25 protein-coding genes are annotated in these 23,787 nt (G+C 38.2%); 15 read left to right on the plus strand and 10 right to left on the minus strand.

The window, feature by feature from the left end; genetic code table 11:
* Window positions 1-290 precede the first annotated feature (290 nt).
* From BGO88_RS04340 to BGO88_RS04350, 3 genes are all read left to right on the plus strand, one after another.
* Window positions 291-863, plus strand: coding sequence for a non-canonical purine NTP diphosphatase (locus BGO88_RS04340; protein WP_286706069.1), 573 nt, complete (start codon window positions 291-293; stop codon window positions 861-863).
* Window positions 864-963: 100 nt separating this feature from the next.
* Complete coding sequence (locus BGO88_RS04345; protein WP_286706070.1) at window positions 964-2,844, plus strand: DEAD/DEAH box helicase; 1,881 nt, start codon at window positions 964-966, stop codon at window positions 2,842-2,844.
* 86 nt (window positions 2,845-2,930) lie between these two features.
* The gene (locus BGO88_RS04350) at window positions 2,931-3,689 is read left to right on the plus strand and encodes a carboxypeptidase-like regulatory domain-containing protein (RefSeq protein ID WP_056070554.1); all 759 of its coding nucleotides are present in this window, start codon (window positions 2,931-2,933) and stop codon (window positions 3,687-3,689) included.
* Window positions 3,690-3,697: 8 nt separating this feature from the next.
* Here BGO88_RS04350 and BGO88_RS04355 read toward each other — a convergent pair whose 3' ends face one another.
* Window positions 3,698-4,378 carry a TrmH family RNA methyltransferase gene (locus BGO88_RS04355; protein ID WP_286706071.1) on the minus strand — a complete coding sequence of 227 codons (681 nt, stop codon included), beginning with the start codon at window positions 4,376-4,378 and terminating at the stop codon, window positions 3,698-3,700.
* A gap of 55 nt (window positions 4,379-4,433) precedes the next feature.
* On the opposite strand from BGO88_RS04355, the gene BGO88_RS04360 reads away from it, so the two are divergent.
* On the plus strand, window positions 4,434-4,964 hold the full coding sequence (locus tag BGO88_RS04360; protein ID WP_286706072.1) for an RNA polymerase sigma factor: 531 nt from the start codon (window positions 4,434-4,436) through the stop codon (window positions 4,962-4,964).
* Entirely contained in the window at window positions 4,964-5,749 is a 786-nt protein-coding gene (locus BGO88_RS04365) for an anti-sigma factor (RefSeq protein WP_286706073.1), read from the plus strand. Before BGO88_RS04360 ends, BGO88_RS04365 begins: the two co-directional genes overlap by 1 nt.
* Before the next feature lie 39 nt (window positions 5,750-5,788).
* Here the strand turns inward: BGO88_RS04365 and BGO88_RS04370 are convergent, their stop codons facing one another.
* Window positions 5,789-6,598, minus strand: coding sequence for a DNA alkylation repair protein (locus tag BGO88_RS04370; protein WP_286706074.1), 810 nt, complete (start codon window positions 6,596-6,598; stop codon window positions 5,789-5,791).
* A 127-nt stretch (window positions 6,599-6,725) separates the two neighbouring features.
* Between BGO88_RS04370 and BGO88_RS04375 the strand changes: the two genes are divergently transcribed.
* The 5 genes from BGO88_RS04375 to BGO88_RS04395 all read left to right on the plus strand — a co-directional run bounded on the left by BGO88_RS04375 (window position 6,726) and on the right by BGO88_RS04395 (window position 11,820).
* Window positions 6,726-7,085: a winged helix-turn-helix transcriptional regulator gene (locus BGO88_RS04375; protein ID WP_286706075.1), complete on the plus strand. Its 360-nt coding sequence runs from the start codon at window positions 6,726-6,728 to the stop codon at window positions 7,083-7,085.
* A complete protein-coding gene (locus tag BGO88_RS04380) occupies window positions 7,082-7,774 on the plus strand; it encodes an SIR2 family NAD-dependent protein deacylase (RefSeq protein ID WP_286706076.1) in 693 nt (230 codons plus the stop codon). Before BGO88_RS04375 ends, BGO88_RS04380 begins: the two co-directional genes overlap by 4 nt.
* Before the next feature lie 65 nt (window positions 7,775-7,839).
* Window positions 7,840-9,186, plus strand: a complete 1,347-nt coding sequence (gene purB / locus BGO88_RS04385; protein ID WP_101471754.1) for an adenylosuccinate lyase — start codon at window positions 7,840-7,842, stop codon at window positions 9,184-9,186.
* Between the two features lie 158 nt (window positions 9,187-9,344).
* Window positions 9,345-9,950: an NAD(P)H-dependent oxidoreductase gene (locus BGO88_RS04390; protein ID WP_286706077.1), complete on the plus strand. Its 606-nt coding sequence runs from the start codon at window positions 9,345-9,347 to the stop codon at window positions 9,948-9,950.
* Window position 9,951: 1 nt separating this feature from the next.
* Entirely contained in the window at window positions 9,952-11,820 is a 1,869-nt protein-coding gene (locus BGO88_RS04395; protein WP_286706078.1) for a monovalent cation:proton antiporter-2 (CPA2) family protein, read from the plus strand.
* Window positions 11,821-11,880: 60 nt separating this feature from the next.
* Here the strand turns inward: BGO88_RS04395 and guaB are convergent, their stop codons facing one another.
* The 4 genes from guaB to BGO88_RS04415 form a co-directional block, all read right to left on the minus strand.
* The gene (guaB, locus tag BGO88_RS04400) at window positions 11,881-13,353 is read right to left on the minus strand and encodes an IMP dehydrogenase (protein WP_101471751.1); all 1,473 of its coding nucleotides are present in this window, start codon (window positions 13,351-13,353) and stop codon (window positions 11,881-11,883) included.
* A gap of 72 nt (window positions 13,354-13,425) precedes the next feature.
* The gene (locus BGO88_RS04405; RefSeq protein ID WP_286706079.1) at window positions 13,426-15,318 is read right to left on the minus strand and encodes a tetratricopeptide repeat-containing sensor histidine kinase; all 1,893 of its coding nucleotides are present in this window, start codon (window positions 15,316-15,318) and stop codon (window positions 13,426-13,428) included.
* Between the two features lie 56 nt (window positions 15,319-15,374).
* On the minus strand, window positions 15,375-16,238 hold the full coding sequence (locus BGO88_RS04410) for a hydroxymethylglutaryl-CoA lyase (protein ID WP_286706080.1): 864 nt from the start codon (window positions 16,236-16,238) through the stop codon (window positions 15,375-15,377).
* 80 nt (window positions 16,239-16,318) lie between these two features.
* Window positions 16,319-17,338: a quinone-dependent dihydroorotate dehydrogenase gene (locus BGO88_RS04415; RefSeq protein ID WP_286706081.1), complete on the minus strand. Its 1,020-nt coding sequence runs from the start codon at window positions 17,336-17,338 to the stop codon at window positions 16,319-16,321.
* A 141-nt stretch (window positions 17,339-17,479) separates the two neighbouring features.
* Here BGO88_RS04415 and BGO88_RS04420 point away from each other — a divergent pair, with 141 nt between their 5' ends.
* The 5 genes from BGO88_RS04420 to BGO88_RS04440 all read left to right on the plus strand — a co-directional run bounded on the left by BGO88_RS04420 (window position 17,480) and on the right by BGO88_RS04440 (window position 20,765).
* Window positions 17,480-17,851 (plus strand): VOC family protein, encoded by a 372-nt coding sequence (locus tag BGO88_RS04420; RefSeq protein ID WP_277015681.1) that lies wholly within the window; start codon window positions 17,480-17,482, stop codon window positions 17,849-17,851.
* A 2-nt stretch (window positions 17,852-17,853) separates the two neighbouring features.
* Window positions 17,854-18,234 carry a VOC family protein gene (locus BGO88_RS04425; RefSeq protein ID WP_286706082.1) on the plus strand — a complete coding sequence of 127 codons (381 nt, stop codon included), beginning with the start codon at window positions 17,854-17,856 and terminating at the stop codon, window positions 18,232-18,234.
* Between the two features lie 2 nt (window positions 18,235-18,236).
* On the plus strand, window positions 18,237-18,863 hold the full coding sequence (locus BGO88_RS04430; RefSeq protein ID WP_286706083.1) for an HD domain-containing protein: 627 nt from the start codon (window positions 18,237-18,239) through the stop codon (window positions 18,861-18,863).
* Between the two features lie 76 nt (window positions 18,864-18,939).
* Window positions 18,940-20,181, plus strand: a complete 1,242-nt coding sequence (pepT, locus tag BGO88_RS04435; RefSeq protein WP_101471744.1) for a peptidase T — start codon at window positions 18,940-18,942, stop codon at window positions 20,179-20,181.
* Window positions 20,182-20,189: 8 nt separating this feature from the next.
* Window positions 20,190-20,765, plus strand: coding sequence for a YdeI/OmpD-associated family protein (locus BGO88_RS04440; RefSeq protein ID WP_286706084.1), 576 nt, complete (start codon window positions 20,190-20,192; stop codon window positions 20,763-20,765).
* Window positions 20,766-20,814: 49 nt separating this feature from the next.
* Here BGO88_RS04440 and yajC read toward each other — a convergent pair whose 3' ends face one another.
* From yajC to BGO88_RS04460, 4 genes are all read right to left on the minus strand, one after another.
* The gene (yajC, locus tag BGO88_RS04445; protein ID WP_056070503.1) at window positions 20,815-21,090 is read right to left on the minus strand and encodes a preprotein translocase subunit YajC; all 276 of its coding nucleotides are present in this window, start codon (window positions 21,088-21,090) and stop codon (window positions 20,815-20,817) included.
* A 7-nt stretch (window positions 21,091-21,097) separates the two neighbouring features.
* On the minus strand, window positions 21,098-21,574 hold the full coding sequence (locus BGO88_RS04450; RefSeq protein ID WP_056070499.1) for a DUF1573 domain-containing protein: 477 nt from the start codon (window positions 21,572-21,574) through the stop codon (window positions 21,098-21,100).
* A gap of 17 nt (window positions 21,575-21,591) precedes the next feature.
* Window positions 21,592-22,500, minus strand: a complete 909-nt coding sequence (nusB, locus tag BGO88_RS04455; RefSeq protein WP_286706273.1) for a transcription antitermination factor NusB — start codon at window positions 22,498-22,500, stop codon at window positions 21,592-21,594.
* Window positions 22,501-22,616: 116 nt separating this feature from the next.
* Window positions 22,617-23,720, minus strand: coding sequence for a Glu/Leu/Phe/Val family dehydrogenase (locus BGO88_RS04460; protein ID WP_056070497.1), 1,104 nt, complete (start codon window positions 23,718-23,720; stop codon window positions 22,617-22,619).
* Window positions 23,721-23,787 lie beyond the last annotated feature (67 nt).

Below are 23,787 nucleotides of genomic sequence, written 5' to 3' on the forward strand. Positions count from 1 at the left end.
GATTTCAGATATAAGATTTTAGATTTGGGATTGAAGTCCACTTCATGATGTTCGTAAATCAAAAATATATCTAACGCATTTATGGATTTCAGATATTAAGATTTGGGATTCAAACACATTTCATAATACTCATAAATCATAAATCTCAAATCAAAAATAAATTTTAAGACGCATCTGCATTCATAAATCTTAAATCACAAATCTTAAATATAGTTCCCAAAACTTTCTATTGAAGTACATTTGCATTCATAAATCACAAATCTTAAATCTTAAATCACAGACCCTAAATCATGAAGCTCGTTTTCGCATCCAACAACAAAAACAAAATTAAAGAAATACAAAACCTGCTTCCTGATGACATACAGATATTGAGCCTGGAAGATATTGGATGTTATGAAGATATTCCTGAAACCGCTGACACAATTGAGGGCAATGCTATCCTAAAAGCAGATTATGTTACCAAAAACTACGGTTACGACTGCTTTGCTGATGATTCAGGACTGGAAGTCAACACTTTGGATGGCGCTCCCGGCGTCTACTCTGCCCGTTATGCCGGCGAACAGAAAAATGACGAGAAAAATATTGACAAACTGTTACTGGAACTGGAGAATAAAACCGATAGAAAAGCCAATTTTAAAACCGTTATTGCATTAAACCTAAAGGATCAGCAGACGTTATTTACCGGAAAAATATTTGGAACTATCATCACAGAACGACGAGGAACGAATGGTTTTGGTTATGACCCGGTATTTCTTCCTGATGGTTTTTCCTACACTTTTGCGCAACTTTCACTCGAAGAAAAGGGTGCTGTAAGCCATCGTGCGCAAGCCGTAAGACAACTTATAGAGCATCTAAAAAAATAACTTTCTGATTTTCAATTATTCATAAAAAAATAAACTTCATTTTTGCATTAGTTTTAATGATATATTAAACGTACCTTTGCACCCTATTTTAAATAAATATATGAACAAATTTGAACAATTAGGATTGAGTGAGTCGCTGCAGAGGGCGATTTTAGATCTAGGATTTGAAAATCCGACAGAGGTGCAGGAAAAAGCGATTCCCCTATTATTGGCACAAGACACAGACATGGTTGCGTTGGCTCAGACAGGGACAGGGAAAACAGCAGCGTTTGGTTTTCCGCTTATCCAAAAGATTGATGCCGACAATAGAAATACTCAGGCGTTGGTTTTATCACCAACACGCGAACTTTGTTTGCAGATTACAAATGAAATCAAAAACTACTCTAAGTACGAAAAAGGTATTAATGTAGTTGCGATTTACGGCGGTGCCAGCATTACAGAGCAGGCTAGGGAAATTAAGAGAGGAGCACAAATTGTTGTAGCTACCCCGGGAAGAATGCAGGACATGATCAATAGAGGATTGGTGAACATTTCACAAATCAGCTATTGCGTACTTGACGAAGCAGACGAAATGTTGAACATGGGATTTTATGACGATATCGTAAACATCCTTTCAACTTCACCAGACGACAAAAACACATGGTTATTCTCGGCTACAATGCCGGCTGAAGTAGCTAGAATTGCAAGACAATTCATGAGCGAACCATTAGAAATTACTGTTGGAACCAAAAACTCTGGTTCCGCTACAGTTTCACACGAATTTTATTTGGTAAATGCCCGTGATCGTTACGAGGCATTGAAAAGATTGGCTGATGCTAATCCGGATATATTTTCTGTGGTGTTTTGCCGTACGAAACGAGACACACAGGCAGTTGCTGAAAAATTAATAGAAGACGGATACAGTGCTGCTGCATTGCATGGAGATTTATCTCAGGCACAGCGTGATGGCGTTATGAAATCATTCCGTGGAAGACAAATCCAGATGCTTGTAGCGACAGACGTTGCGGCACGTGGAATTGATGTTGACAACGTGACTCACGTAATCAACTACCAACTTCCGGATGAAGTAGAAACCTATAACCACCGTTCCGGAAGAACCGGACGTGCGGGAAAACTAGGAACTTCTATCGTAATTGTAACTAAAAGCGAATTGCGTAAAATTTCTGCTATTGAAAAAATCATCAAGCAGAAATTTGAAGAAAAACCAATTCCTTCCGGAATCGAAATCTGTGAAATCCAGTTGTTGCACTTAGCTAACAAAATCAAGGATACAGAAGTAGACCATGAAATTGACAATTATCTTCCGGCAATCAACAACGTTTTTGAAGCCCTAACAAAAGAAGAGCTTATCAAAAGAATGGTTTCGGTAGAATTTAACCGTTTCATCAACTACTACAAGAAAAACAGAGACATTTCTGCACAATCAGCCGGAGAAAGACGTCCTTCAGGTGAAGGTGCTTCAAGAGAAGGCGGTGCAGTACGTTATTTCGTGAACATTGGCTCCAGAGATAATTTCGACTGGATGTCATTAAAAGACTTCCTGAAAGAAACGTTAGAATTAGGACGCGACGACGTTTTCAAAGTAGACGTAAAAGAAGGTTTCTCTTTCTTCAACACCGATGCTGAACATGCAGACAAAGTTATGGATGTATTGAACGGAATCGAAATGGACGGAAGAAGAATCAATGTTGAAATCTCTAAAAATGACGGAGGTGGCAGAAACAGCTCCAGAAGAGACCACAACGGCAGAGGAAACAGATCTGGCGGTGGCGGTGGATTCAGAAGCGACAGAAATTCTGCTCCAAGAAGAGAAGGCGGATTCAGAAGCGACAGAGGCGGATCATCAGACAGACCCGGACGCAGAAGCGAAGGCTTTTCTTCAGACCGACCAAAAAGGGAAGGTGGATTTTCTGAACGCTTCCCAAGACGTTCTGAAAACAGATCGGAATTTCCGAAAGCAAGAAGGACTAGAAGAGACTAAACCTTTTAGTTAATTTTCTTATAATTATAAACAGACTGCAAAATATCTTAAAGAGTTTTATTACTTTTAACGCTTCTAACAAGGCTATGAGATATTTTGCAGTTTTCTTTTTCTTTTTCGTAACCTCTTTTGCTTTTGCACAGGATACAAAAATTTCGGCTACAGTAATAAACGACAATACTTTGCTCCCCCTCGCAGATGTTAGCGTAATTAACCTCAACAAGGTTAAAGGAACAACAACAAATGCTAGCGGTTACTTTGAATTGGTTGCCGAAGTAAACGATACACTTCACATTTCAACTCTGGGTTACAAATCTATCAAGGTAAGAGTAACCAACGACTGGTTCAAGACCAAAAGCACAAAAATTAAGATGACCGAAAAGGCTTATGCTTTGGAAGAAGTGGTCATTAACCAATACAACCTAACCGGATATCTGGAAATCGATTATAAAATTATTCCAATAAAAGAAAATTTCAGATACAGCATTTCAGGCCTGTCACAAGGTTATGAAATGGGAAGATACTCACCGGGCGCTTTCTCGAAAGTAGTAGGTTCTATCTTCAACCCGGCAGACATGCTTTACAATTTCTTTGGGAAAAAGCCTACAGAACTCAAAAGGCTGAAAGAAATGAAAAAAGATGATGCCGTGAAAAACCTGCTGGCTTCCAAATTCGACAGGGAGACTCTAGGTGCCTTATTAGGTGTTACTCCTAATGAAATTGCTGAAATTCTGGAACGCTGTAACTATTCCGAAGCATTTATCAAAACGGCTAATGATTTGCAAATCATGGATGCGATTAATGAATGCTACGAAGAGTATAAAATCCTGAAAGGCAAGAAATAATCCTATTTCTATCCGGAAATATTATTCATTTCCATATACCGCTGCTCTATTCTTTTGATATCGCGGATTGAATTTTTCGCCCAGGCCAGTCTTCTTGAAAGTATTTCATCTTCAGTCAGTTTCCAATCTACATCAGACTGACGTAATCGGCTTGTAATGTCTTGTATTACTATTGCGGCTGAAACTGAAATGTTCAGACTTTCTGTAAAACCAACCATCGGGATTTTCAAAAAACCATCTGCTTCTTCCATTACTTCTTCAGAGAGACCTCCTCTTTCAGTACCAAAAAACAAAGCAGAACGCTTAGTAATATCAAATTCATGCAATAAACAGGAGTCATTATGAGGCGTGGTGGCAATAATCTGGTAGCCCTTTTCCTTCAAGGTCTTTAGGCATTCTGTATTGGAATTGTATCGGTTTACATCAACCCATTTTTGGGCTCCCATAGCAATTTCCTTGTCAATCTTCTTACCGTATTTTTCTTCAACTACGTGAAGATTCTGAATACCAAATACTTCACAACTTCGCATAACCGCACTCGTATTATGAAGCTGATAAACATCTTCCAATGCAATTGTAAAATGATTGGTGCGTTGTTCCAATATTTTTAAAAACTTCTCTTTCCTGCTTTCCGTAAGAAATCCTTCCAGATAAGAGAGATAATCAAGTTCCCAGACTTTTTCTTTCATTAATGAATGGTTTTATAAAATAGTTTCCTTAAATTGGCTTACCTAAAATCTAGCCATGTCTCAGGAAGAATTGCTACAGCAAATTTATAAAAAAGACGAGAGAGCCTTCACACTGCTCTATGATATGTATTCTAAAAGTCTTTTCAGTGTCATTTATAATCTGATACGCGACCATGAGGAAGCTGAAGATATACTTCAGGAAACTTTTGTGAAAATATGGAAAAATATCGAAAGCTATGACGAATCCAAAGGAAGATTTTACACCTGGATTCTTAACATTTCGCGAAACGCCTCCATTGACAGGCTTCGTTCCAAAGGCTTTAACAACAGGCAAAAAAACCTCTCGTCTGATAATTTCGTACATCTTCTTGACGAAAGCAATAAAATGAACCATAAAATTGACACCATCGGAATCAGGGAATTTGTCAAAAAATTAAAGCCTAAATGCATCCAGATTCTCGACCTGTTATTTTTTAAAGGATATACACAGCAGGAAGCATCGGAAGAATTACAGATTCCGTTAGGAACTATAAAAACCCAAAACAGAAACTGTATTAATGATTTAAGAAACTTTTTAAAAGTATAATGGACAAACAGGAATACATAGCATCAGGTATTTTAGAATTATATGTCTTTGGACAACTGGATGAGCCGGAATTCAGTGAAATCACGGAAATGGCCAAAAATGATGAAGATATTCGCAATGAAATTATCTCCATCGAAAAAGCTATCATTAATTTCTCTGAGAGCATGGCTCCTTTTCTTTCATCAGAAAATTATGAAAAGATTCGTGCCTCATTAATACTCAAGCACAGAATAGCAGCAGAAGAAAAACCAAAACCCGGCATTGCCTTGTATTTGGGATGGGCAGCGTCTATATTGCTTATGATTGGCGTAGGATACCAATACGTACAATTAGAAGATAAAAAAGATAAAATCCAGACTATAGAAACAGAAAAAAGCAAATTGCAGCAATCTGTAACCGACCTTAATTTACAGAACAAAAATACCGAAGCTGCCTTATCCGTCATTCGGGACAACAGCAACACTGCTGTAGCAATGGAAGGACAGGAAGTTTCACCACTATCTTACGCAAAAGTTTATTGGAACAAAACCACTAAAGCCGTACATATTGATGCGTCCGGATTACCTGAACCGCCAGAAGGAATGGTGTATCAGGTATGGGCATTAAAGCTCAATCCGCTAACACCAACAAGCATTGGCCTTCTTGATAATTTCAAAGACAACACAAAACGTTTCTTTGCCATTGAAAAGGCAGAAGAAGCCGAGGCTTTCGGGATTACATTGGAACCGGCTGGCGGAAGCCCATCGCCTACTTTAGGACAGCTTTATACTCTGGGGAAAGTTTAATTAGTCTCTAAGATACTAAGCCCCTAAGGTTCTGAGTTATTAAGTTTTGTTTTCGATTGTACGAAGTGCTTTTTTAATGATATAATCTGTTTCCCTGCACGGAGATTCTTTGCGCCATCTTTCACAGAGTTCCATTACAAATTTGGGCTGTGATTTGCTGGCATCGTTGAGCCAGTTACCAACGCTGTCCTGTACATATTTTGCCTTGTCGGAACGCAAGGCTTCCAAAATTGGCAGTCCCAGTTCCGGTTGCTGTTTGAGCGCATCAATATGTTCGCACCAGACTCCGCGAGGTCGGGTTGCCTCACTGGCAAAACGCCTTACATTTTCGTCATTGCTTTTGGTCCATTCTGAAAGGATTTTTATGCTTTCGCTAATATCCGCAGAAATTAATTTTCGTACCGAAAGCCAGGAAATCTCCCTTACTCCAAAATGGTTATCTGCCGCAAATGGCTTTATCAATTCTAATACCTCCTCTACACTATGATTCTTATTAGATGCAATATAATAGGTTGTCCAACAACGAACCAAATCAGAAGGATGCGTGGCAATTTCCTCCAGAAAACGAGAGTCTCCTGCTTGTGATGCCACACGATAAAGTCCCTTCCCTATAGCTTCATTGATGGTATTGACCGTTTGTTTTTTTAACTGCTCAATAGTTTCTAAAACAGGAGCCCGATAAGAGGTCCTTCCTTTTTCTTCCAACAAATTTTCAAGTAGTATTCTTTGGTCGACTGCCAGCCATTCCGTAAGATTTACAGTTTCTATCCTGCCCCTGTTCAACTGTTCCAAAATGGCTGCGGGAATATCTTTTGCGGAGCGGGCTCCTTTTCTTTTAATTTCTGCCATAACTTATATTGTTCAGAAATGATTCACCGTGTAATCTTTCTTTGATTATTTTTGTAAAAATCCTAAATCCGGAACAGATAAGCAATACCGCATATTTTTATCCCCTGGTGAACAAAAAGTCAATTTTATGAAAGCAAAGGAAAGAGCAACCGAAAATAAAATCTGTCCGTTAGAAATTGCTGTAAATTCCATATCCGGAAAATGGAAAATCCCTATTGTGTGGCAAATGAACGAAGGTAAAAAACGTCCAAGCGAATTTCTCAGAGGCATTGCCAAGGTAGACCGTCGTGTATTGAACCAGCAATTAAAAGAAATGGAAAATGACGGTATCTTAACCAAAGAAACTTTTAATGAACTGCCACCTCGTGTAGAATATTCCTTAACCGAATTGGGAGAAAAGCTGGTTCTGGTTTTATGGCAGTTAAACGATTGGGGGAAATTACTATTGGAAAAAGAACCCCTCACTACAGAAACACAAACAATATGAAAAAGAAACTTGTAGTACTTACCGGAGCCGGAATCAGTGCTGAAAGCGGCATTAAAACTTTTCGCGATTCAGACGGATTATGGGAAGGCCACGACATTATGGAAGTCGCATCTCCGGAAGGCTGGAAAAAAAATCCTGTCCTGGTTTTGGATTTCTACAACAAAAGGCGCCAACAGCTTAAAGAAGTCCTGCCAAATGCCGCACATATAATCCTGGCAGAATTGGAGCAGCACTTCGATGTATATATCATTACTCAAAATGTAGACGATTTACATGAAAGAGCCGGAAGCACGAAAGTATTGCACCTGCACGGAGAATTGCTAAAAGCACGCAGTACCCAAAACCACCGTCATATTATAGAGTGGCAAGACGATTTGTTTTTAGGCAATCTGGACACTAACGGGCATCAGCTCCGCCCGCATATTGTATGGTTTGGCGAAGCAGTACCTGCTTTGGACGAAGCTGTAAGAATCACACACGAAGCTGATTTTTTTGCCGTAATAGGAACTTCATTACAGGTTTATCCGGCAGCAGGACTCGTTGATTTTGCAAAGCCGGGAACACCTTTATATTATGTCGATTTAAATCCCGCCCGAATTACAAACCTGAGTAACGAATTGGAGATTATTCCCAAAACAGCTTCCGAAGGCATGAAAATCTTAAAAGAAAAGCTGCTTCGACTTGCCTAATATCATTCTTTTGACTTTTATACTTCAGACAGATAAAGTATATTTGCGCTTAATAACAACACAAAATGACAACTCTAACTGAACTAAACGCTATATCTCCAATTGACGGGCGATATAGAAGCAAAACGTATTCCTTATCACACTATTTTTCAGAAGAAGCACTGATTCGCTATCGCGTGCTTGTTGAAATAGAATATTTCATTTCACTTTGCCAGATTCCGTTGCCACAGCTAAAAACTGTAGACGCATCGCTGTTTGACAGTTTGAGAAACATCTACAAAAATTTTAGCGCTGATGATGCTAAAGCTATAAAGGAAATTGAAAAAACGACTAACCACGATGTCAAGGCTGTTGAATATTTTATAAAGGAAGCATTTGACAAGCTCGGACTATCCGAATATAAAGAGTTTATCCATTTTGGATTGACTTCTCAAGACATTAACAATACGGCAATCCCGTTATCGACCAAAGAAGCTTTCCAGGAAGTATATCTGAAATCGCTGATTGAGCTGACTGCCAAACTTAAAGAATTAAGTACCGAATGGGCAGATGTGCCAATGCTGGCCAGAACTCACGGACAACCGGCCTCTCCTACCCGATTAGGCAAAGAAATAGCTGTGTTTGTAGAAAGGCTGGAAGAACAGATGCGCCTTCTTTTTAATGTTCCTTTTGCTGCCAAATTTGGTGGTGCAACCGGAAATTTCAATGCCCATCATGTGGCTTACAGACAAATTGACTGGAAACAGTTTGGAAAAGATTTCGTTGAAGGAACGTTAGGATTACAGCATTCGTTTCCAACAACGCAAATTGAGCATTACGACCATTTTGCTGCTTTTTTTGATGCATTGAAACGAATCAACACTATCCTGATTGACCTTGACAGAGACATCTGGACTTATGTATCGATGGATTACTTCAAGCAAAAAATCAAAGCCGGTGAAGTAGGTTCTTCTGCCATGCCACACAAAGTAAATCCTATTGATTTTGAAAACTCGGAAGGAAACCTTGGAATTGCAAATGCCATTTTTGAACATCTTTCTGCCAAACTACCCTTATCAAGATTACAGAGAGACCTTACGGATAGCACAGTACTGAGAAACATAGGCGTACCTATGGGCCATACGATTATCGGTTTTGAAGCAACCTTAAAAGGACTAAACAAACTGTTACTGAACGCTGCTAAATTTGAAGAAGATTTGGAGAAAAACTGGGCTGTTGTTGCCGAGGCTATCCAGACCATCTTACGAAGAGAAGGCTATCCAAATCCGTACGAAGCCTTAAAAGGGCTTACAAGAACCAATGAAGTAATGAATAAGGAATCCATCCATAATTTTATCAAAACTCTGGATATTTCTGATGCCGTGAAAGCAGAATTGCTGGTAATTACGCCAAGCAATTACTTAGGAATCTAAAATTTCAAAATTCAAACACTATAAAAAGTCCCGGGCAAAATCATACAATACTGCCCGGGATTTTTTTTTTGCTGATTTTCTTTTTTTTCACGACATTTAAATTACTGAAATACAACCCCAACTATACACTATCCACTACCAACTGTCAACTAAATCCGATGTCGAAGAACAAAATTCTAATATTGTTTGCTCACCCTCTATTCGAAAAATCTTTTGCGAACAAAATCCTGACGGAACACATCCCCGACTCACACAGCATCACTTTTCACGATTTATACGAAACCTATCCCGAATTTGATATTGATGTAAAACACGAGCAGGAACTCTTAAAACAGCACGACATCATTATCTGGCAACACCCAATGTATTGGTATAGCTGTCCGCCCTTATTAAAACAATGGATTGACATGGTTTTGGAATATGGCTGGGCCTATGGAAAGTATGGATTGGCATTACAAGACAAAGTTATTTTCCAGGCCATAACCACAGGTGCCAATGCGGAAAACTATTCGGCAGAAGGATTACATCTGTTTACAATACCGGAACTATTACGGCCGTTTAGCCAAACGGCCAAAGTTTGCCGTATGGAATATTTACCACCATTTGTAATTCACGGCACCCATAAAATGGACGAACAGACCTGCCTCGAAAAAGCAGCCTCCTATGCGCAACTGCTTATGTATTTCACAAATAACGAAATTGATATTCGAAAGATACAGGAGTTTCCTTATATGAACGATTGGATGCAATCTAAAAACATTTGACATGGAAAATAGTTTTTTTCTTCAGGCAATAATCTATCTGGCAGCAGCCGTAATCTGCGTCCCAATAGCTAAAAAAATTGGATTGAGTTCAATTCTGGGCTATCTGTTTTCTGGAATAATTATTGGTCCATTCGTCATGGGCTTTATAGGTTCTGAAGGACAAGACCTGATGCATTTTGCAGAATTTGGCGTAGTCATGATGCTTTTTTTAATCGGATTGGAATTAGACCCCTACAAATTCTGGAAAATGAGGCGCTTCATCTTAGGCATGGGATCGCTTCAGGTGGGTCTTACCTCTTTGGTACTTTTTACCTGTTCTTCCATTATTTTTGACTGGAGCTGGCAGACGGCATTAACTATTTCACTCGCATTATCGCTGTCTTCAACCGCTATCGTATTACAGACACTTAAAGAAAAAGGAATGCTACAGACATCGGTTGGACGCTCTTCCTTTGCTGTTTTGCTCTTTCAGGATATAGCTGTTATTCCTATACTTGCTCTCATTCCTTTACTGGCTTCCAGTTCCCACATAATTCCTGAAGAAGACCTGCATCATTCCCTGATTTCAAATCTGGACGGCTGGTTACAGACTTTAATCGTAACAGGAGTTATTGCGACCATTTATTTTGGTGGAAAATATATTATTGTGCCTTTGCTCCATATTATTGCTAAAACCAGGCTGCAGGAACTATTCACTGCTTCGGCCTTACTCCTTGTATTGGGCGTTTCCTACCTGATGCAAATTGTCGGGCTAAGCCCTGCTTTAGGTGCTTTTATGGCGGGAGTCGTTTTGGCGAATTCTGAATTCCGTCATGAACTAGAAGGCGATATTGCTCCTTTTAAAGGATTGTTTTTAGGATTGTTTTTTATTGGCGTTGGCGCTTCCATAAATTTCAGGTTGATTATTGACAATCCGGCTTTTATCCTGATTTTCGGGTTTATACTGACTATGATAAAATTCTTTGTCTTTTTAGGAATCGGAAAACTATACAATAAAAAAATCGACCAGAACTTTATCTTTTCGATTGGCTTGAGTCAGGCAGGAGAATTTGGGTTCGTAATCATGAGCTTTTCCATGCAGTTGAATATCATCCCGAATATGCTCGCCAACCAGATTATGGCTATTATTGCCATCAGTATGATTGCTACACCGTTCCTTTTGCTGATAAATGAAAGATTAATTGACCCCTATTTTGGCGTAAAAGAAAAAGATTCCAACACCTATGATGAAATCAATGAAAATAACAAGGTGATTATTGCCGGTTTTGGAAATTTTGGAAGTACAATAGGTCGTCTTTTAAAAACCAATAAGATTCCGGCTACTATTCTCGACCTCGATTCAGACCGTGTTGATTCACTCCGAAAAATGGGTTTTAAAGTATATTATGGCGATGCTACCCGACTGGAACTGCTCAAAGCTGCCGGTTGTGAAAATGCGAAACTTTTTATTGCGGCCATTGACAACCCAACCGTAAACCTCATCGTAATTGAAATGCTTAAAAAACATTTCCCGCATTTAAAAATTCTGGCAAGGGCCCGAAACAGGAATGATGCTTTCGAAATTATTGATATGGGAATTAAAAATATTTACCGCGAAAATCTTTATAGTGCCGTACACCTGGGCATAGATGCCTTGGTTTATCTGGGACACCGTCGTTATTCCGCAACGCGGCAAGGGCAAAGGTTTATCAAATATGATGAAGACGCAATTTTCAGGCTGGCCAAAAAACGCCATGACAAAAAGGCTTTTATGATTTCGGCTATGGAAGAAATAGAAATGCAGGAACAGCTTTTCAAAAGCGACCTGCTCAATCCAATGGGGCCTGACGACCATGCGTGGGATAGCGAAAACCTGAAAAAAGACACTTAGCCTAATAAAAAAACCGGAGAACAAAATGAACCCCGGTTTTTTATATAGCATTATGAAAAATTATCTTGAATAATTTGGCGCTTCTTTTGTAATGGTCACATTATGCGGATGGCTTTCACCAATACCGCTGGCAGTAATTCTTACGAAACGGCCTGTTTCCTGTAGAGTTTGAATGTCTTTTGAACCACAATAGCCCATTCCTGCCCTAAGTCCGCCCACAAACTGAAGCATGCTTTCTAACAATTCACCTTTATATGGAACACGTCCAACAATTCCTTCCGGAACAAGCTTTTTGATATCGTCTTCCACATCCTGGAAATAACGGTCTTTAGAACCTTCCTGCATCGCTTCAACCGATCCCATTCCTCTATACGATTTGAATTTTCTTCCTTCGAATATGATGGTTTCACCCGGAGATTCTTTAGTTCCTGCTAAAAGCGAACCTAACATTACACAATCAGCACCGGCTGCAATGGCTTTTGGAATATCTCCCGTATAGCGAATACCTCCATCAGCAATTACCGGAATTCCGGAACCTTTAACAGCTGCCGCAACTTCCAATACAGCAGAAAACTGAGGAAATCCAACACCTGCTACCACACGAGTTGTGCAGATAGAACCTGGGCCAATTCCTACTTTTATTCCATCGGCTCCATTTTCTACTAAATATTTTGCAGCTTCCGGCGTAGCAATATTACCAACAACCACATCCAGGTCAGGGAAATTCTTCTTTACTTCTTTCAAAACACCCACCACACCTTTTGTATGTCCGTGAGCCGTATCGATAATAACCGCATCAACTCCGGCAGCTACTAAAGCACCCGCTCTTTGTACCGCATCTGCTGTAACACCAATAGCTGCTGCCACTCTCAGACGGCCAAACCGGTCTTTATTAGCGATTGGTTTTTGTGTTAATTTGGTAATGTCCCTAAAAGTAATAAGACCTACCAACTTATAATCAGCATTAACAACCGGAAGTTTTTCAATTTTATTTTTTTGCAATATTCCTTCTGCAACCTCCAACGTCGTTCCTTCACCGGCCGTAACCAGTTTTTCGGTTGTCATTACCTCTAAAATAGAACGGGAATTATTTTTTTCGAAACGCAGGTCGCGATTGGTAACGATTCCTTTCAGTATCTGGTTTTCATCTACAACAGGAATTCCTCCAATGCTGTATTCTCTCATTACCTGTTTTGCATCACCAACTGTTGCTGTCAGAGGTAAAGTGACCGGGTCGATAATCATTCCTGACTCGGCTCTTTTTACTTTTCTTACCTCAGCAGCCTGCTGGTCGATTGTCATATTTTTATGCAGTACGCCAATACCGCCTTCCTGAGCCATTGCAATTGCCATAGCGCTTTCTGTAACCGTATCCATTGCTGCGGAAACAATAGGAACGTTTAATGTGATATTGCGTGAAAATTTAGATTGAATGCTTACTTCCCGGGGTAAAACTTCAGAATAATTAGGAATCAGGAGGACATCATCGTAGGTAAGACCTTCTCCAATAACTTTAGTTGAGTGTGCTTTCATTGTTGCAATTTGTAGTTAAATTGCGTGCAAATATAGTTAATTTTCAGGAGAAAAGGAAATCTCAATATTTATTTAGAAATTTTTAGCTTTTGGCAAAGCGGCAATAAATTCTGTTCCCTGATTTTGATGGTACACAATATCCAGTTTACCATTATTGTCTGACAGGAACTGTTTTACGAGAAGCAATCCAAGACCTGTACCTTCCTCAAATCCGGTTCCTTTTTCAGACACCATCCTTTTATCAAAATTCAGGATTTCTTCAATCTTGACCTGAGAAATTCCTGCTCCGGAATCGGTTATATGTACATTATGGAAAATATCATCCTCAGAATATCTGATTTCAATCGTTCCTGCCAGCGGCGTAAACTTAATCGCGTTGGATATGAGGTTATTGAGTATGATATGAACATGCCCTTTATCTGCATCTATAATGACATCTTCATGCGAATTGATATGGACAATATTAATTTCTTTTGCTTTTGCCGTTAATTCCAAAGCGGCAATCGAATCCCTAACGGCACTTTCCAGATCAATGTTTTCTTTATTAATCTTTGCACCGTCAAGCTGTGTCATTGACCAATGCAAAATAGTATTAAGCATAATAGAAGTACTGTCTACCTGAGTAATGAGGTGTTCAGCCAAAACCTTTAATTCTTCATTGCTGATTTCTCCTTCTTTCAATAATCCTAAAACCTGTTGGATTGAAGCAATTGGCGACCTTAAATCATGAGACAATATCGAAAACAGCCTGTTTTTTGTCTGGTTCAATTCACTCAAATTATGATTTTGCGCCGTTATAAGTACTTTTTGGTTTTCAATATCGCGGTTCTTAATCTCCAATTCGTTGTAGAGCTTTTCTTTAATCTTACTGTTTTTGGTATACTGGTATATGATTGTCAGGAGATAAAGCATAAATAATATCACAGAAACAGAAAACAATCGCGTATTTTTCAGCTTGTGCTGTGCCGCTTCATTTTTTGCTACCAGCTTTTCGTTTTCGGCTTCTTTTCTTTTTAATTGCAGCAGATTAATCTCTTTCAGCTTCGTATCGTTGAATAACGAATCGTTATATGATTTACAGATAGTCAGATATTTGAAAGCCATCTCATAATTATTTTCATTTTTGTAGGCAATCGACAAAATTTCAGCTGCCCGGGCAATATCCCATTTGGCCTGTACTATTTTTGCGGCTTCAAAACCTTTTAATCCGTATTCCTGTGCTTTTTTGTAATTCCCTTCCTTAATATAAACTTCCGAAAGCCCCGTAAGAGCAAATGACTTTTCCCATTCATTAGGTTGATAAGAATCGGTTATTACTTTTTGATAGTAGTATACGGAAGAATCTAAATCATTCTTCAAATAATGGATATTCCCCAGCCTGTTAAAAACAAGATGCTCCATATTTGCATCCTTATTTCTGACAGCCAGTTTCATCGCTTTATGGAAATTCTTATAGGAACTTTCATAATCTTTCAACTCAATCTGGGATATTCCTATATTAAAGTACACTTTGCTCTCCAATACAGCATCTTTTAAATCGCTGATAAGGATATTGGCGCCTCTAAACAGCTTAATAGCTTCCTCGTTTCTGCCAATTCCCTGCTGAATCAGTCCTTGTCCTATCAGACATTTGGCAATTCCCAACGTATGATTGTTCTCTTCATACAGCAGAAGAGCTTCCATAAACTTTTTTAGGGCGACATCATAGGAACCTACCATATAATAGCTGGCGCCATAATTATGGGCCACATCTGCCAACAATATAGGGTCATTTGATTTTTTAGCAACAGTTTCCGCTTTTTTAAGCAGTTTTTCTGCAACTTTAAAATCACTGTATACAATTTTTTTTGATTCGGCTAAATAATAGGAAACAGAATCTTTCTGCAGGTTAAAAGAATAGCTTTTGGTTTGGGGTAAAACCAGGAAAATGAATACGATAAGAAAGCTTATAACGGTTCTGGGCAACTATTTCTAAGTTTGAAAATTCCTCGCTATAAAGGTATCAAATTTCGAGCCGTAATTTAATGATATACCGTAAAAATCTTTGTAGCCTCATTATAAGCGCTTTCAAAACTCATCGGGCTGGTGTGTGTGGCCACTTTTTCTGCCGTAAAATAAGAAAGCATTTTTTCTGTCGGCATATTGCCTGTCAAATCATCTTTTGCCATAGGACAACCGCCAAAACCTTGTATGGCACCGTCAAATCTTCGGCATCCTGATTTATAAGCTGCATCTACTTTTTCAAACCATTTGTCCGGCGTTGTATGAAGATGGGCTCCAAATTCAATATGCCTGTATTTTGGAATCAGGTTAGAGAAAAGATAATCGATTACTTCAGGAGTTGAAGAACCAACAGTATCTGAAAGCGAAAGAATCTTAACGCCCATATTGGATAATTTTTCTGTCCATTCGCCTACAATTTCCACATTCCATGGGTCGCCATACGGATTTCCAAATCCCATAGAAAGATAGGCAACCACTTCTTTATCTGTAGCGTTGGCGATATCCAGAATTTCCCGCAAAGTCACCAGCGATTCCGCAATAGTTTTATGCGTATTACGCATCTGGAAATTCTCTGATATAGAAAACGGATAGCCTAAATATTGTATCTCCTTATGTTTTGATGCCATTTCGGCTCCTTGCGTATTGGCAATAATAGCCAAAAGTTTGCTGTTGGTTTGCGAAAGGTCAAGCTTTGACAAAACCTCTGCGGTATCAGCCATTTGAGGAATGGCTTTAGGGGAAACAAAACTTCCAAAATCTATGGTATCAAAACCAACACGCAATAAGGATTGGATATAGTCCACTTTTTTTTCTGTAGGGATAAATGCCTTAATTCCTTGCATTGCATCCCTCGGACATTCTATAATTTTAACTTGTTCCATAGAAATCCAAAGATAGGAAAGAATTCTATTTTACGAAATCGTTTTTTCCTAATTTTATGCTAACAGATTATGGAATAATCTTACTTTTTACTGAGTATTTTTTTATTGATTTTTTTGATTAATGCCGGACCTTCATAAATAAATCCGGTATACAATTGTACCAGACTGGCACCGGCTTCCAATTTCTCCAAAGCATCTTCTGCAGAATGAATACCTCCTACTCCAATAATAGGAAACGATTTATTGCTTTTTTCAGACAGGAAACGGATAACTTCTGTAGAACGTTTTGTCAACGGCTTGCCCGATAAACCGCCTGTTTCTTTCTGGTTTTCGGATATAAGACCTTCTCGTGAAATAGTAGTATTGGTAGCAATTACTCCTGCAATCTTGGTGTCGTTTACAATATCCACAATGTCCAAAAGCTGTTCGTCTGTCAAATCCGGAGCTATTTTCAGCAGAATTGGTTTTTGTTTTGGCTTTGTCGTATTTTTTTGTTGCAACGTCTGCAACAATTGGGTCAAAGGTTCTTTATCCTGCAAGGCACGCAGGTTTGGCGTATTAGGCGAACTTACATTCACTACAAAATAATCAACGTAATCATACAAAGCATCAAAGCAGATTTCATAATCTGAAACCGCATCTTCGTTTGGAGTCAGTTTGTTCTTTCCAATGTTTCCTCCTATCAGAACACCGTTATTTTTTTTCAATCGTTCCACGGCTTCAAAAACACCTCCGTTGTTAAAACCCATCCTATTGATAATTGCCGAATCTTCTTTAAGTCGGAAAAGACGTTTTTTAGGGTTTCCTTCCTGTCCTTTTGGCGTAAGCGTTCCGATTTCAATAAAACCGAATCCCAGATTTGAAAGTTCTTTATACAATTTGGCGTCTTTATCAAAGCCCGCTGCCAGGCCAACAGGATTTTTAAATTTCAGACCGAAAACCTCACGCTCCAAACGTTTATCATCGACCTGGTATAGTGATTTAAAAACGGATTTGGCACCCGGAATCTTATTCAGAAATCGTAATGTGGAAAAAGTAAAGTAGTGGATTTTTTCTGGGTCAAAGCCAAAAAGTATGGGACGGATTACCGATTTATACATTGTAGTTGTGTTGTGTTGTTGTTCTGCAAAAATAGAATTATCCGACCGATTATTAAATGCTTAAAAAGATTTTTTTGTTGGATAATGCAAACAGGCACAAGCAAAACTTTTTTATCTTTAACATAAGAAACATCATACGCTATGAAATTTGAAGAACTACGTCCCATACTCCGGACAGAGGAATTAGATGAAACCATTGATTTTTATACCAAAATACTCGATTTTACTTGCGATGAAAGAAATGATGATTGGGGCTGGGCTTCCCTGCATCGGGACGCCGTCGTAATCATGCTGGCCAAACCTAACGCTCATGAGGGATTTGCAAAACCTGCTTTTACAGGCTCTTTTTATATTTCAATAAATGATGTTGATGCCTTTTGGGAAAAACTAAAAGACAGGGCCAATATCTGCTACCCCATAGAAAATTTTGAATGGGGCATGAGAGAATTTGCCATTTATGACAACAATGGTTATATCCTTCAATTCGGACAGGACATCCCTGATTACAACTAATTATGACAAGACCAAAACTTATTGGAATCGCTCCACAGCTTATTGTTCCTGATGTTGTACAGACAGCAGAATATTACCGTGATGTATTAGGTTTCGAGATTATAGGTTATTTTCTGGATCCGCCGGTTTACGCCATGGTAAAACGAGATGAATTCCAGATACATTTTGGAAAAGCGGATGCCGATTTTGAAATAAACAAAAATGCGTATTATAAAAAGGGATGTACAGATTTGATTATCTGGGTTCCTGAAATTGATGCTTTTTATGAAGAACTTCGTTCCAGGAATGCCATAATCTTTCAGGAAATAACAAAACGCGTATATGGCAGTCGTGAGTTTATCATTCAAGACTGTAATGGCTATTTGATAACTGTTGGAGATTAATTATGCAAAAAAAATTACAGCAAAAATTCACGGACATATTCCAAAAATATGCTACGGATTCCTCTTTGGAAAAAAAATTCTGGCAGGAAATAGAAAAACAGTATTCTTCCAAAAAACGACATTATCATACGCTTTTGCATTTAGAAAATCTTTTTGGTGAACTCGAACCTATAAAGGAAAAACTTGAAGATTGGGATACAATACAGTTTTCCGTATTCTATCATGACATTATTTACAAGTCTTTCAAAAGCAATAATGAAGAAGAAAGTGCATCGTTAGCTGCAGAAAGGCTTCGTGAAATTGGTTATCCGGAAGAAAAGATTGTCAAATGCAAGAATCAGATACTCGCCACAAAAGCGCATAATTTTGACGATAACGACACTAACTATTTTACTGATGCGGACTTATCCATATTAGGAAAAGAATGGGCAACCTATGCTATTTATTATCAGCAAATCCGCAAAGAATACAGCCTTTATCCTGATTTTCTGTACAACAACGGACGAAAAAAAGTATTGGAACATTTTCTGGACATGGAAAGCATTTTCAAAACAGAATATTTCCGGAACAAATACGAAAACCAGGCACGATTGAATATTGAAAAAGAGTTCCAAATACTCGATAAATAATCGTTAAACCTTGACACAAAAAAGAATAAAAACTTAAATAAATCGTAACTTCGCGACACATTTTTAAACTTATATTATGCAACATATCATTGACCGTTTTATCAGTTATGTGACTATTGATACGGAATCAGATCCAAATTCAAATACAACTCCAAGTACAGAAAAACAATGGGATTTGGCTAATAAACTAGTCGAAGAATTAAAGGCAATCGGAATGGAAGATGTTACGATTGACGAAAATGCCTATATTATGGCTACCCTGCCAAGCAATGTGGATTATGACGTGCCAACAATCGGGTTTGTTTCGCATTTTGATACGACTCCTGATTTTACAGGCGCCAATGTCAAACCGCAAATTGTAAAAAATTATGATGGCGGGGATATTGTCCTGAACAAAGAACAAAACATTGTACTTTCTCCAGGCTATTTTAAAGACCTGTTGCAATACAAAGGACAGACTATCATCACTACAGACGGTACTACACTTCTGGGTGCTGATGACAAGGCGGGAATTACAGAAATTGTTACGGCAATGGAATTCCTGATTCAAAATCCTGAAATCAAACACGGAAAAATCAGAGTAGGCTTTACTCCTGATGAAGAAATTGGACGTGGTGCCCATAAATTTGATGTAGCAAAATTCAATGCTGACTGGGCTTATACAATGGATGGAAGCCAGATTGGTGAGTTGGAATATGAAAACTTTAACGCTGCCGGTGCAAAAATTACCTTTAAAGGAAAAAGTGTACACCCGGGTTATGCAAAAGGAAAGATGATTAACTCTATGTTGATTGCCAACAAATTCCTTTCAAAATTGCCAAAAGACGAAGTGCCTGAAAGAACAAAAGGCTATGAAGGATTTTTCCACGTGCATCACCTGAACGGTACTATTGAAGAAACCGTATTGGAACTGATTATTCGTGACCATGACAAGAAAAAGTTTGAAAAAAGAAAAAAACTGATTCACAAAATCACTAAAAAAATCAACAAGAAATTTGCCGAACAATTTGGTGGTGATATCGCTGTTGCCGAAGTCAAAGACCAGTACTACAATATGAAAGAAAAAGTAGAACCGGTTATGCACATTGTTGACATTGCTGAAAAAGCAATGAAAGAATTGGGAATAAAGCCAATCATTAAGCCTATTCGCGGTGGAACTGACGGATGCCAGCTTTCGTATATGGGACTTCCTTGTCCTAATATCTTCGCCGGCGGACATAATTTCCACGGAAAATACGAATATGTTCCTGTGGAAAGTATGCAGAAGGCAGTAGAAGTAATCGTTAAGATTGCCGAGCTGACCGCTGCAAAAAAATAATTTTCGCTATGGAAGAAAAACACACCTGGGATAAAACCAATCAATGGGAAGAAGAATTGGATTATCTGAAGTCGATTATTATCAGGACAGAACTGGTTGAGGCTATTAAATGGGGAGCTCCTGTTTATACGCTGAACAATAAAAATGTTTTGGCAATTGGAGGCTTCAAGAACTTTTTTACCATCTGGTTTTACAATGGTGTTTTTCTGAAGGACACGAAAAAAGTATTGGTCAATGCCAATGAAGGTGTTACCAAAGCTTTAAGGCAATGGCGCTTCCAGTCAAAGGAAGAAATTGACGAGAAACTGGTTCTTTCTTATATCAGGGAAGCGATTGAAAATGAAAAGGCCGGACTTTCAAGCAAGCCTTCAAAAAAAGAGGCAATAGTTTCAGAATTCATGGAAAATCAATTCCAATCTGATTCAGAACTAAAAAAGGCTTTTGAATTGTTTACTCCTTTCAAACAGAGAGAGTTTCTGGAATATATAGAAAGTGCCAAACAGGAGAAAACCAAAATCACCCGATTTGATAAAATCAAGCCGATGATTTTCGACGGAATTGGCCTGAATGACAAATACAGATAATAAAAAAAGTCCCGATTTCTCGGGACTTTTTTATTTTATACAAAACTTATTATTTAGCTTCGTTTGCCATTTTGCTCAATTCCAAAGAAATTGCAGAACGCTCCATCTTTAGTTTTCCTGACATGGTTTCAAGAACAATAGTTCTTTCTGCAAGCTCAGAAATTCTTCCGTGAAGGCCACTTTTCGTAATCACCTTGTCGCCTACCTTAAGACCGGCTTCGAATTCTTTTTCTGCTTTTGCTCTTTTTTGTTGAGGCCTGATCATGAAGAAGTACATGACCACAAACATTCCACCGAATAAAAGTAAATTTGCGTATTGTTCCATAATAATTTTAGTGATTTGTCACTCCAATTCCGCCTGCTTTAGGCGTAACCTCTGCTTTAATAGTTAATAATTCGTTTCCGCTAGCTGTGTTAGCCGTGATATTTACAGACTTTTGTTGCTTTCCAGGTTTTCCTGTAGAATCAAAAGTAACTTTCATTGTGCTTGTTTCACCCGGCTTGATAGCTTCTTTTTTATACTCAGGAACCGTACAACCACAGCTTCCTTTAGCATCTGCAATAATCAAATCAGCATTACCTGTGTTAGTAAATGTAAAAACGTGCTCTACTTTGTCTCCTTCTTTAATAGTTCCGAAGTCAAATTCTTTTTCAGTAAAACTCATTACCGGTACTTTTCCGGCAGATTCTTCGCGCATGGCAGTTTCCTGAACATTAGAAGCCTCGATTTTTGAAGACGCATTGTCTTTGCAAGAAACGGTTAAAACCAGCGATGCAATTGCCAGCAAACCTACAGTTTTTCTAATCATAATTATGAATATTTAAGTTACATTAAACCTCTTCCGGTCTTGTTTAATTTATTTGCTGTTTGGTAATCTTTTACAAGATTATCTAAAATTCCGTTGATAAAAATACTGCTTTTTGGCGTAGAATATTCTTTTGCTATTTCTAAATATTCGTTAATAGTTACTTTCACCGGTATGGAAGGGAATTTCAATAGCTCACAAATAGCCATTTTTAAGATAATCGTATCCACTTCTGCTATCCTGTCTGAATCCCAATTTGGAGTTTTATCAATAAATTCTTTTGATAATTCCGGTTCATTCAATACCGTTTTTCGGAACAGGTTTTTAGTAAATTCCTTATCCTCAGAATCTTTGTAAACTTTTGGGACTGAAAAATCTTCGTCCGTAGACTTTATTGCTTTTAACTGTTTCGAGATGTGTGTATTTACTAACGGAATGTCATCAATCCAGGTCAGCTTATTATCTTCAAGATATTCGTAAAGTTTTTCGTTTGGAGCAATCAATTCTGTAAAAACAGAAACAACAAAACGCTTGTCTTCTTCAAAATTGTTCACACAATTGCTCATGTATTCTTTATAAAGGTCGCTGTTTTTGATTTCTTCCAGAAGAATTCTGATATAGTCGTCATTCAGATGCCAGTCATTGATTTTTCTATTCTCCAAAGCCATGCTTAAAGAATTGCTTTCAAGTAACAACTGTAATACCTGATTGTTTATAAATTTCTTGTTAGGATTGCGCTCATCAGGAGTCGCAAGGTGCTTCTTGCTGGATTTGTCAAGAAAATCTTCTTCTCTTTTTTGGATTTCTACCAAAGAAGACAGCATGATAAGGTATAAATCTTGGATGTTTTCGATACTGTAGAATAAGAATTTTTCTTCTTTTTCAAGATTATCGGAATTGTTTTGATGCATGGCATATACTGACTGCATTACTTTTACACGGATATGTCTTCTATTTAACACCTTATAAGAACTTTTAAAAATTAACAAAGCGAAAGAGATTTTCTTTCGCTTTGCAAAAATAGTAATATTATTGAAACCCTAAATTATTTAGCGTTTTCTTTTTTTCTGTCGTCAATACGCTTTTGAGCAATTGATAAAGCTGCCTGGTGAGTAGTAATGCTGTTTGTTTCAGCAAAATTGAAAATCTCCAATGTAGTATTGTAAATGTTTTCAGTTCTTCTTAAAGCTTCAGCACTGTCATAACCAACGATTTCAGCATATACGTTGATAATACCTCCGGCATTGATTAAGAAATCAGGAGCATAAGCAATACCTCTGTCTTTCAGGATTTTTCCGTGGATTTCTTCATTAGCCAACTGGTTGTTAGCTGCTCCTGCAATTACTTTTGCCTGGATTTTGTTTACTGTAGTATCGTTAATGGTAGCACCCAATGCACATGGAGCATAAATATCAACCGGAGCACTGTAAATATCTTCTCCTGTAAAAATCTGAGCACCATATTTTTGGCTGATTTCTTTCAATTTGGCTTCGTTGATGTCAGTAATCTGTACCAAAGCGCCTTCTTTTGTAAGGTGGTCAATAAGTGTCTCACCTACGTTTCCTGTTCCCTGAACCAGGATTTTCTTACCTTCCAGGTTATCAGAACCAAACTGGTATTTAGCTGCTGCTTTCATTCCCATGTAAACACCATACGCTGTTACAGGCGAAGGGTTACCGGAACCACCTCTTGACTGGGAGATACCTGTTACATATGGAGTAACGTCTCTGATAAGGTCCATATCAGGAGTCGTAGTACCTACATCTTCAGCAGTAATATATTTTCCGCTTAGCGAATTGATAAATTCACCAAACTTTATCATCATTTCCGGAGTTTTGTCAACTTTTGAATCGCCAATAATGACGGCTTTTCCACCTCCTAGGTTCAATCCCGAGATAGCAGATTTAAAAGTCATTCCTCTAGACAGTCTCAAAACGTCGTTAAGAGCTTCCCATTCGTTGGTATATTTCCACATTCTCGTTCCACCCAAAGCTGGTCCTAAAACTGTGTTATGAATGCCAATTATTGCTTTCAAACCAGTATCTTTGTCATTACAAAATACGATTTGCTCGTGATTGTCAAATGATAATTGTCCAAAAACCGGGTCGATTTTGTGAAGCTCACTTGCTTTTGCTACTTCTGTTATCATACTATCTTTTATTAAGTGGTTAATTATGATTTCATCAAAAAGATGTCGCAAAATTAAGATTTAAATC

This window comes from Flavobacterium sp. 38-13 (assembly GCF_001899155.1).
Taxonomy (GTDB): Bacteria; Bacteroidota; Bacteroidia; order Flavobacteriales; family Flavobacteriaceae; genus Flavobacterium; species Flavobacterium lindanitolerans.

What these genes read in the sequence shown, in the direction of transcription:
- BGO88_RS04340 (WP_286706069.1), top strand. Translation starts at nt 291, where the DNA reads ATGAAGCTCGTTTTCGCATCCAACAACAAAAACAAAATTAAAGAAATA.
- BGO88_RS04345 (WP_286706070.1), top strand. Translation starts at nt 964, where the DNA reads ATGAACAAATTTGAACAATTAGGATTGAGTGAGTCGCTGCAGAGGGCG.
- BGO88_RS04350 (WP_056070554.1), top strand. Translation starts at nt 2,931, where the DNA reads ATGAGATATTTTGCAGTTTTCTTTTTCTTTTTCGTAACCTCTTTTGCT.
- BGO88_RS04355 (WP_286706071.1), bottom strand. Translation starts at nt 4,378, where the DNA reads ATGAAAGAAAAAGTCTGGGAACTTGATTATCTCTCTTATCTGGAAGGA.
- BGO88_RS04360 (WP_286706072.1), top strand. Translation starts at nt 4,434, where the DNA reads ATGTCTCAGGAAGAATTGCTACAGCAAATTTATAAAAAAGACGAGAGA.
- BGO88_RS04365 (WP_286706073.1), top strand. Translation starts at nt 4,964, where the DNA reads ATGGACAAACAGGAATACATAGCATCAGGTATTTTAGAATTATATGTC.
- BGO88_RS04370 (WP_286706074.1), bottom strand. Translation starts at nt 6,598, where the DNA reads ATGGCAGAAATTAAAAGAAAAGGAGCCCGCTCCGCAAAAGATATTCCC.
- BGO88_RS04375 (WP_286706075.1), top strand. Translation starts at nt 6,726, where the DNA reads ATGAAAGCAAAGGAAAGAGCAACCGAAAATAAAATCTGTCCGTTAGAA.
- BGO88_RS04380 (WP_286706076.1), top strand. Translation starts at nt 7,082, where the DNA reads ATGAAAAAGAAACTTGTAGTACTTACCGGAGCCGGAATCAGTGCTGAA.
- purB (WP_101471754.1), top strand. Translation starts at nt 7,840, where the DNA reads ATGACAACTCTAACTGAACTAAACGCTATATCTCCAATTGACGGGCGA.
- BGO88_RS04390 (WP_286706077.1), top strand. Translation starts at nt 9,345, where the DNA reads ATGTCGAAGAACAAAATTCTAATATTGTTTGCTCACCCTCTATTCGAA.
- BGO88_RS04395 (WP_286706078.1), top strand. Translation starts at nt 9,952, where the DNA reads ATGGAAAATAGTTTTTTTCTTCAGGCAATAATCTATCTGGCAGCAGCC.
- guaB (WP_101471751.1), bottom strand. Translation starts at nt 13,353, where the DNA reads ATGAAAGCACACTCAACTAAAGTTATTGGAGAAGGTCTTACCTACGAT.
- BGO88_RS04410 (WP_286706080.1), bottom strand. Translation starts at nt 16,238, where the DNA reads ATGGAACAAGTTAAAATTATAGAATGTCCGAGGGATGCAATGCAAGGA.
- BGO88_RS04415 (WP_286706081.1), bottom strand. Translation starts at nt 17,338, where the DNA reads ATGTATAAATCGGTAATCCGTCCCATACTTTTTGGCTTTGACCCAGAA.
- BGO88_RS04420 (WP_277015681.1), top strand. Translation starts at nt 17,480, where the DNA reads ATGAAATTTGAAGAACTACGTCCCATACTCCGGACAGAGGAATTAGAT.
- BGO88_RS04425 (WP_286706082.1), top strand. Translation starts at nt 17,854, where the DNA reads ATGACAAGACCAAAACTTATTGGAATCGCTCCACAGCTTATTGTTCCT.
- BGO88_RS04430 (WP_286706083.1), top strand. Translation starts at nt 18,237, where the DNA reads ATGCAAAAAAAATTACAGCAAAAATTCACGGACATATTCCAAAAATAT.
- pepT (WP_101471744.1), top strand. Translation starts at nt 18,940, where the DNA reads ATGCAACATATCATTGACCGTTTTATCAGTTATGTGACTATTGATACG.
- BGO88_RS04440 (WP_286706084.1), top strand. Translation starts at nt 20,190, where the DNA reads ATGGAAGAAAAACACACCTGGGATAAAACCAATCAATGGGAAGAAGAA.
- yajC (WP_056070503.1), bottom strand. Translation starts at nt 21,090, where the DNA reads ATGGAACAATACGCAAATTTACTTTTATTCGGTGGAATGTTTGTGGTC.
- BGO88_RS04450 (WP_056070499.1), bottom strand. Translation starts at nt 21,574, where the DNA reads ATGATTAGAAAAACTGTAGGTTTGCTGGCAATTGCATCGCTGGTTTTA.
- nusB (WP_286706273.1), bottom strand. Translation starts at nt 22,500, where the DNA reads ATGCAGTCAGTATATGCCATGCATCAAAACAATTCCGATAATCTTGAA.
- BGO88_RS04460 (WP_056070497.1), bottom strand. Translation starts at nt 23,720, where the DNA reads ATGATAACAGAAGTAGCAAAAGCAAGTGAGCTTCACAAAATCGACCCG.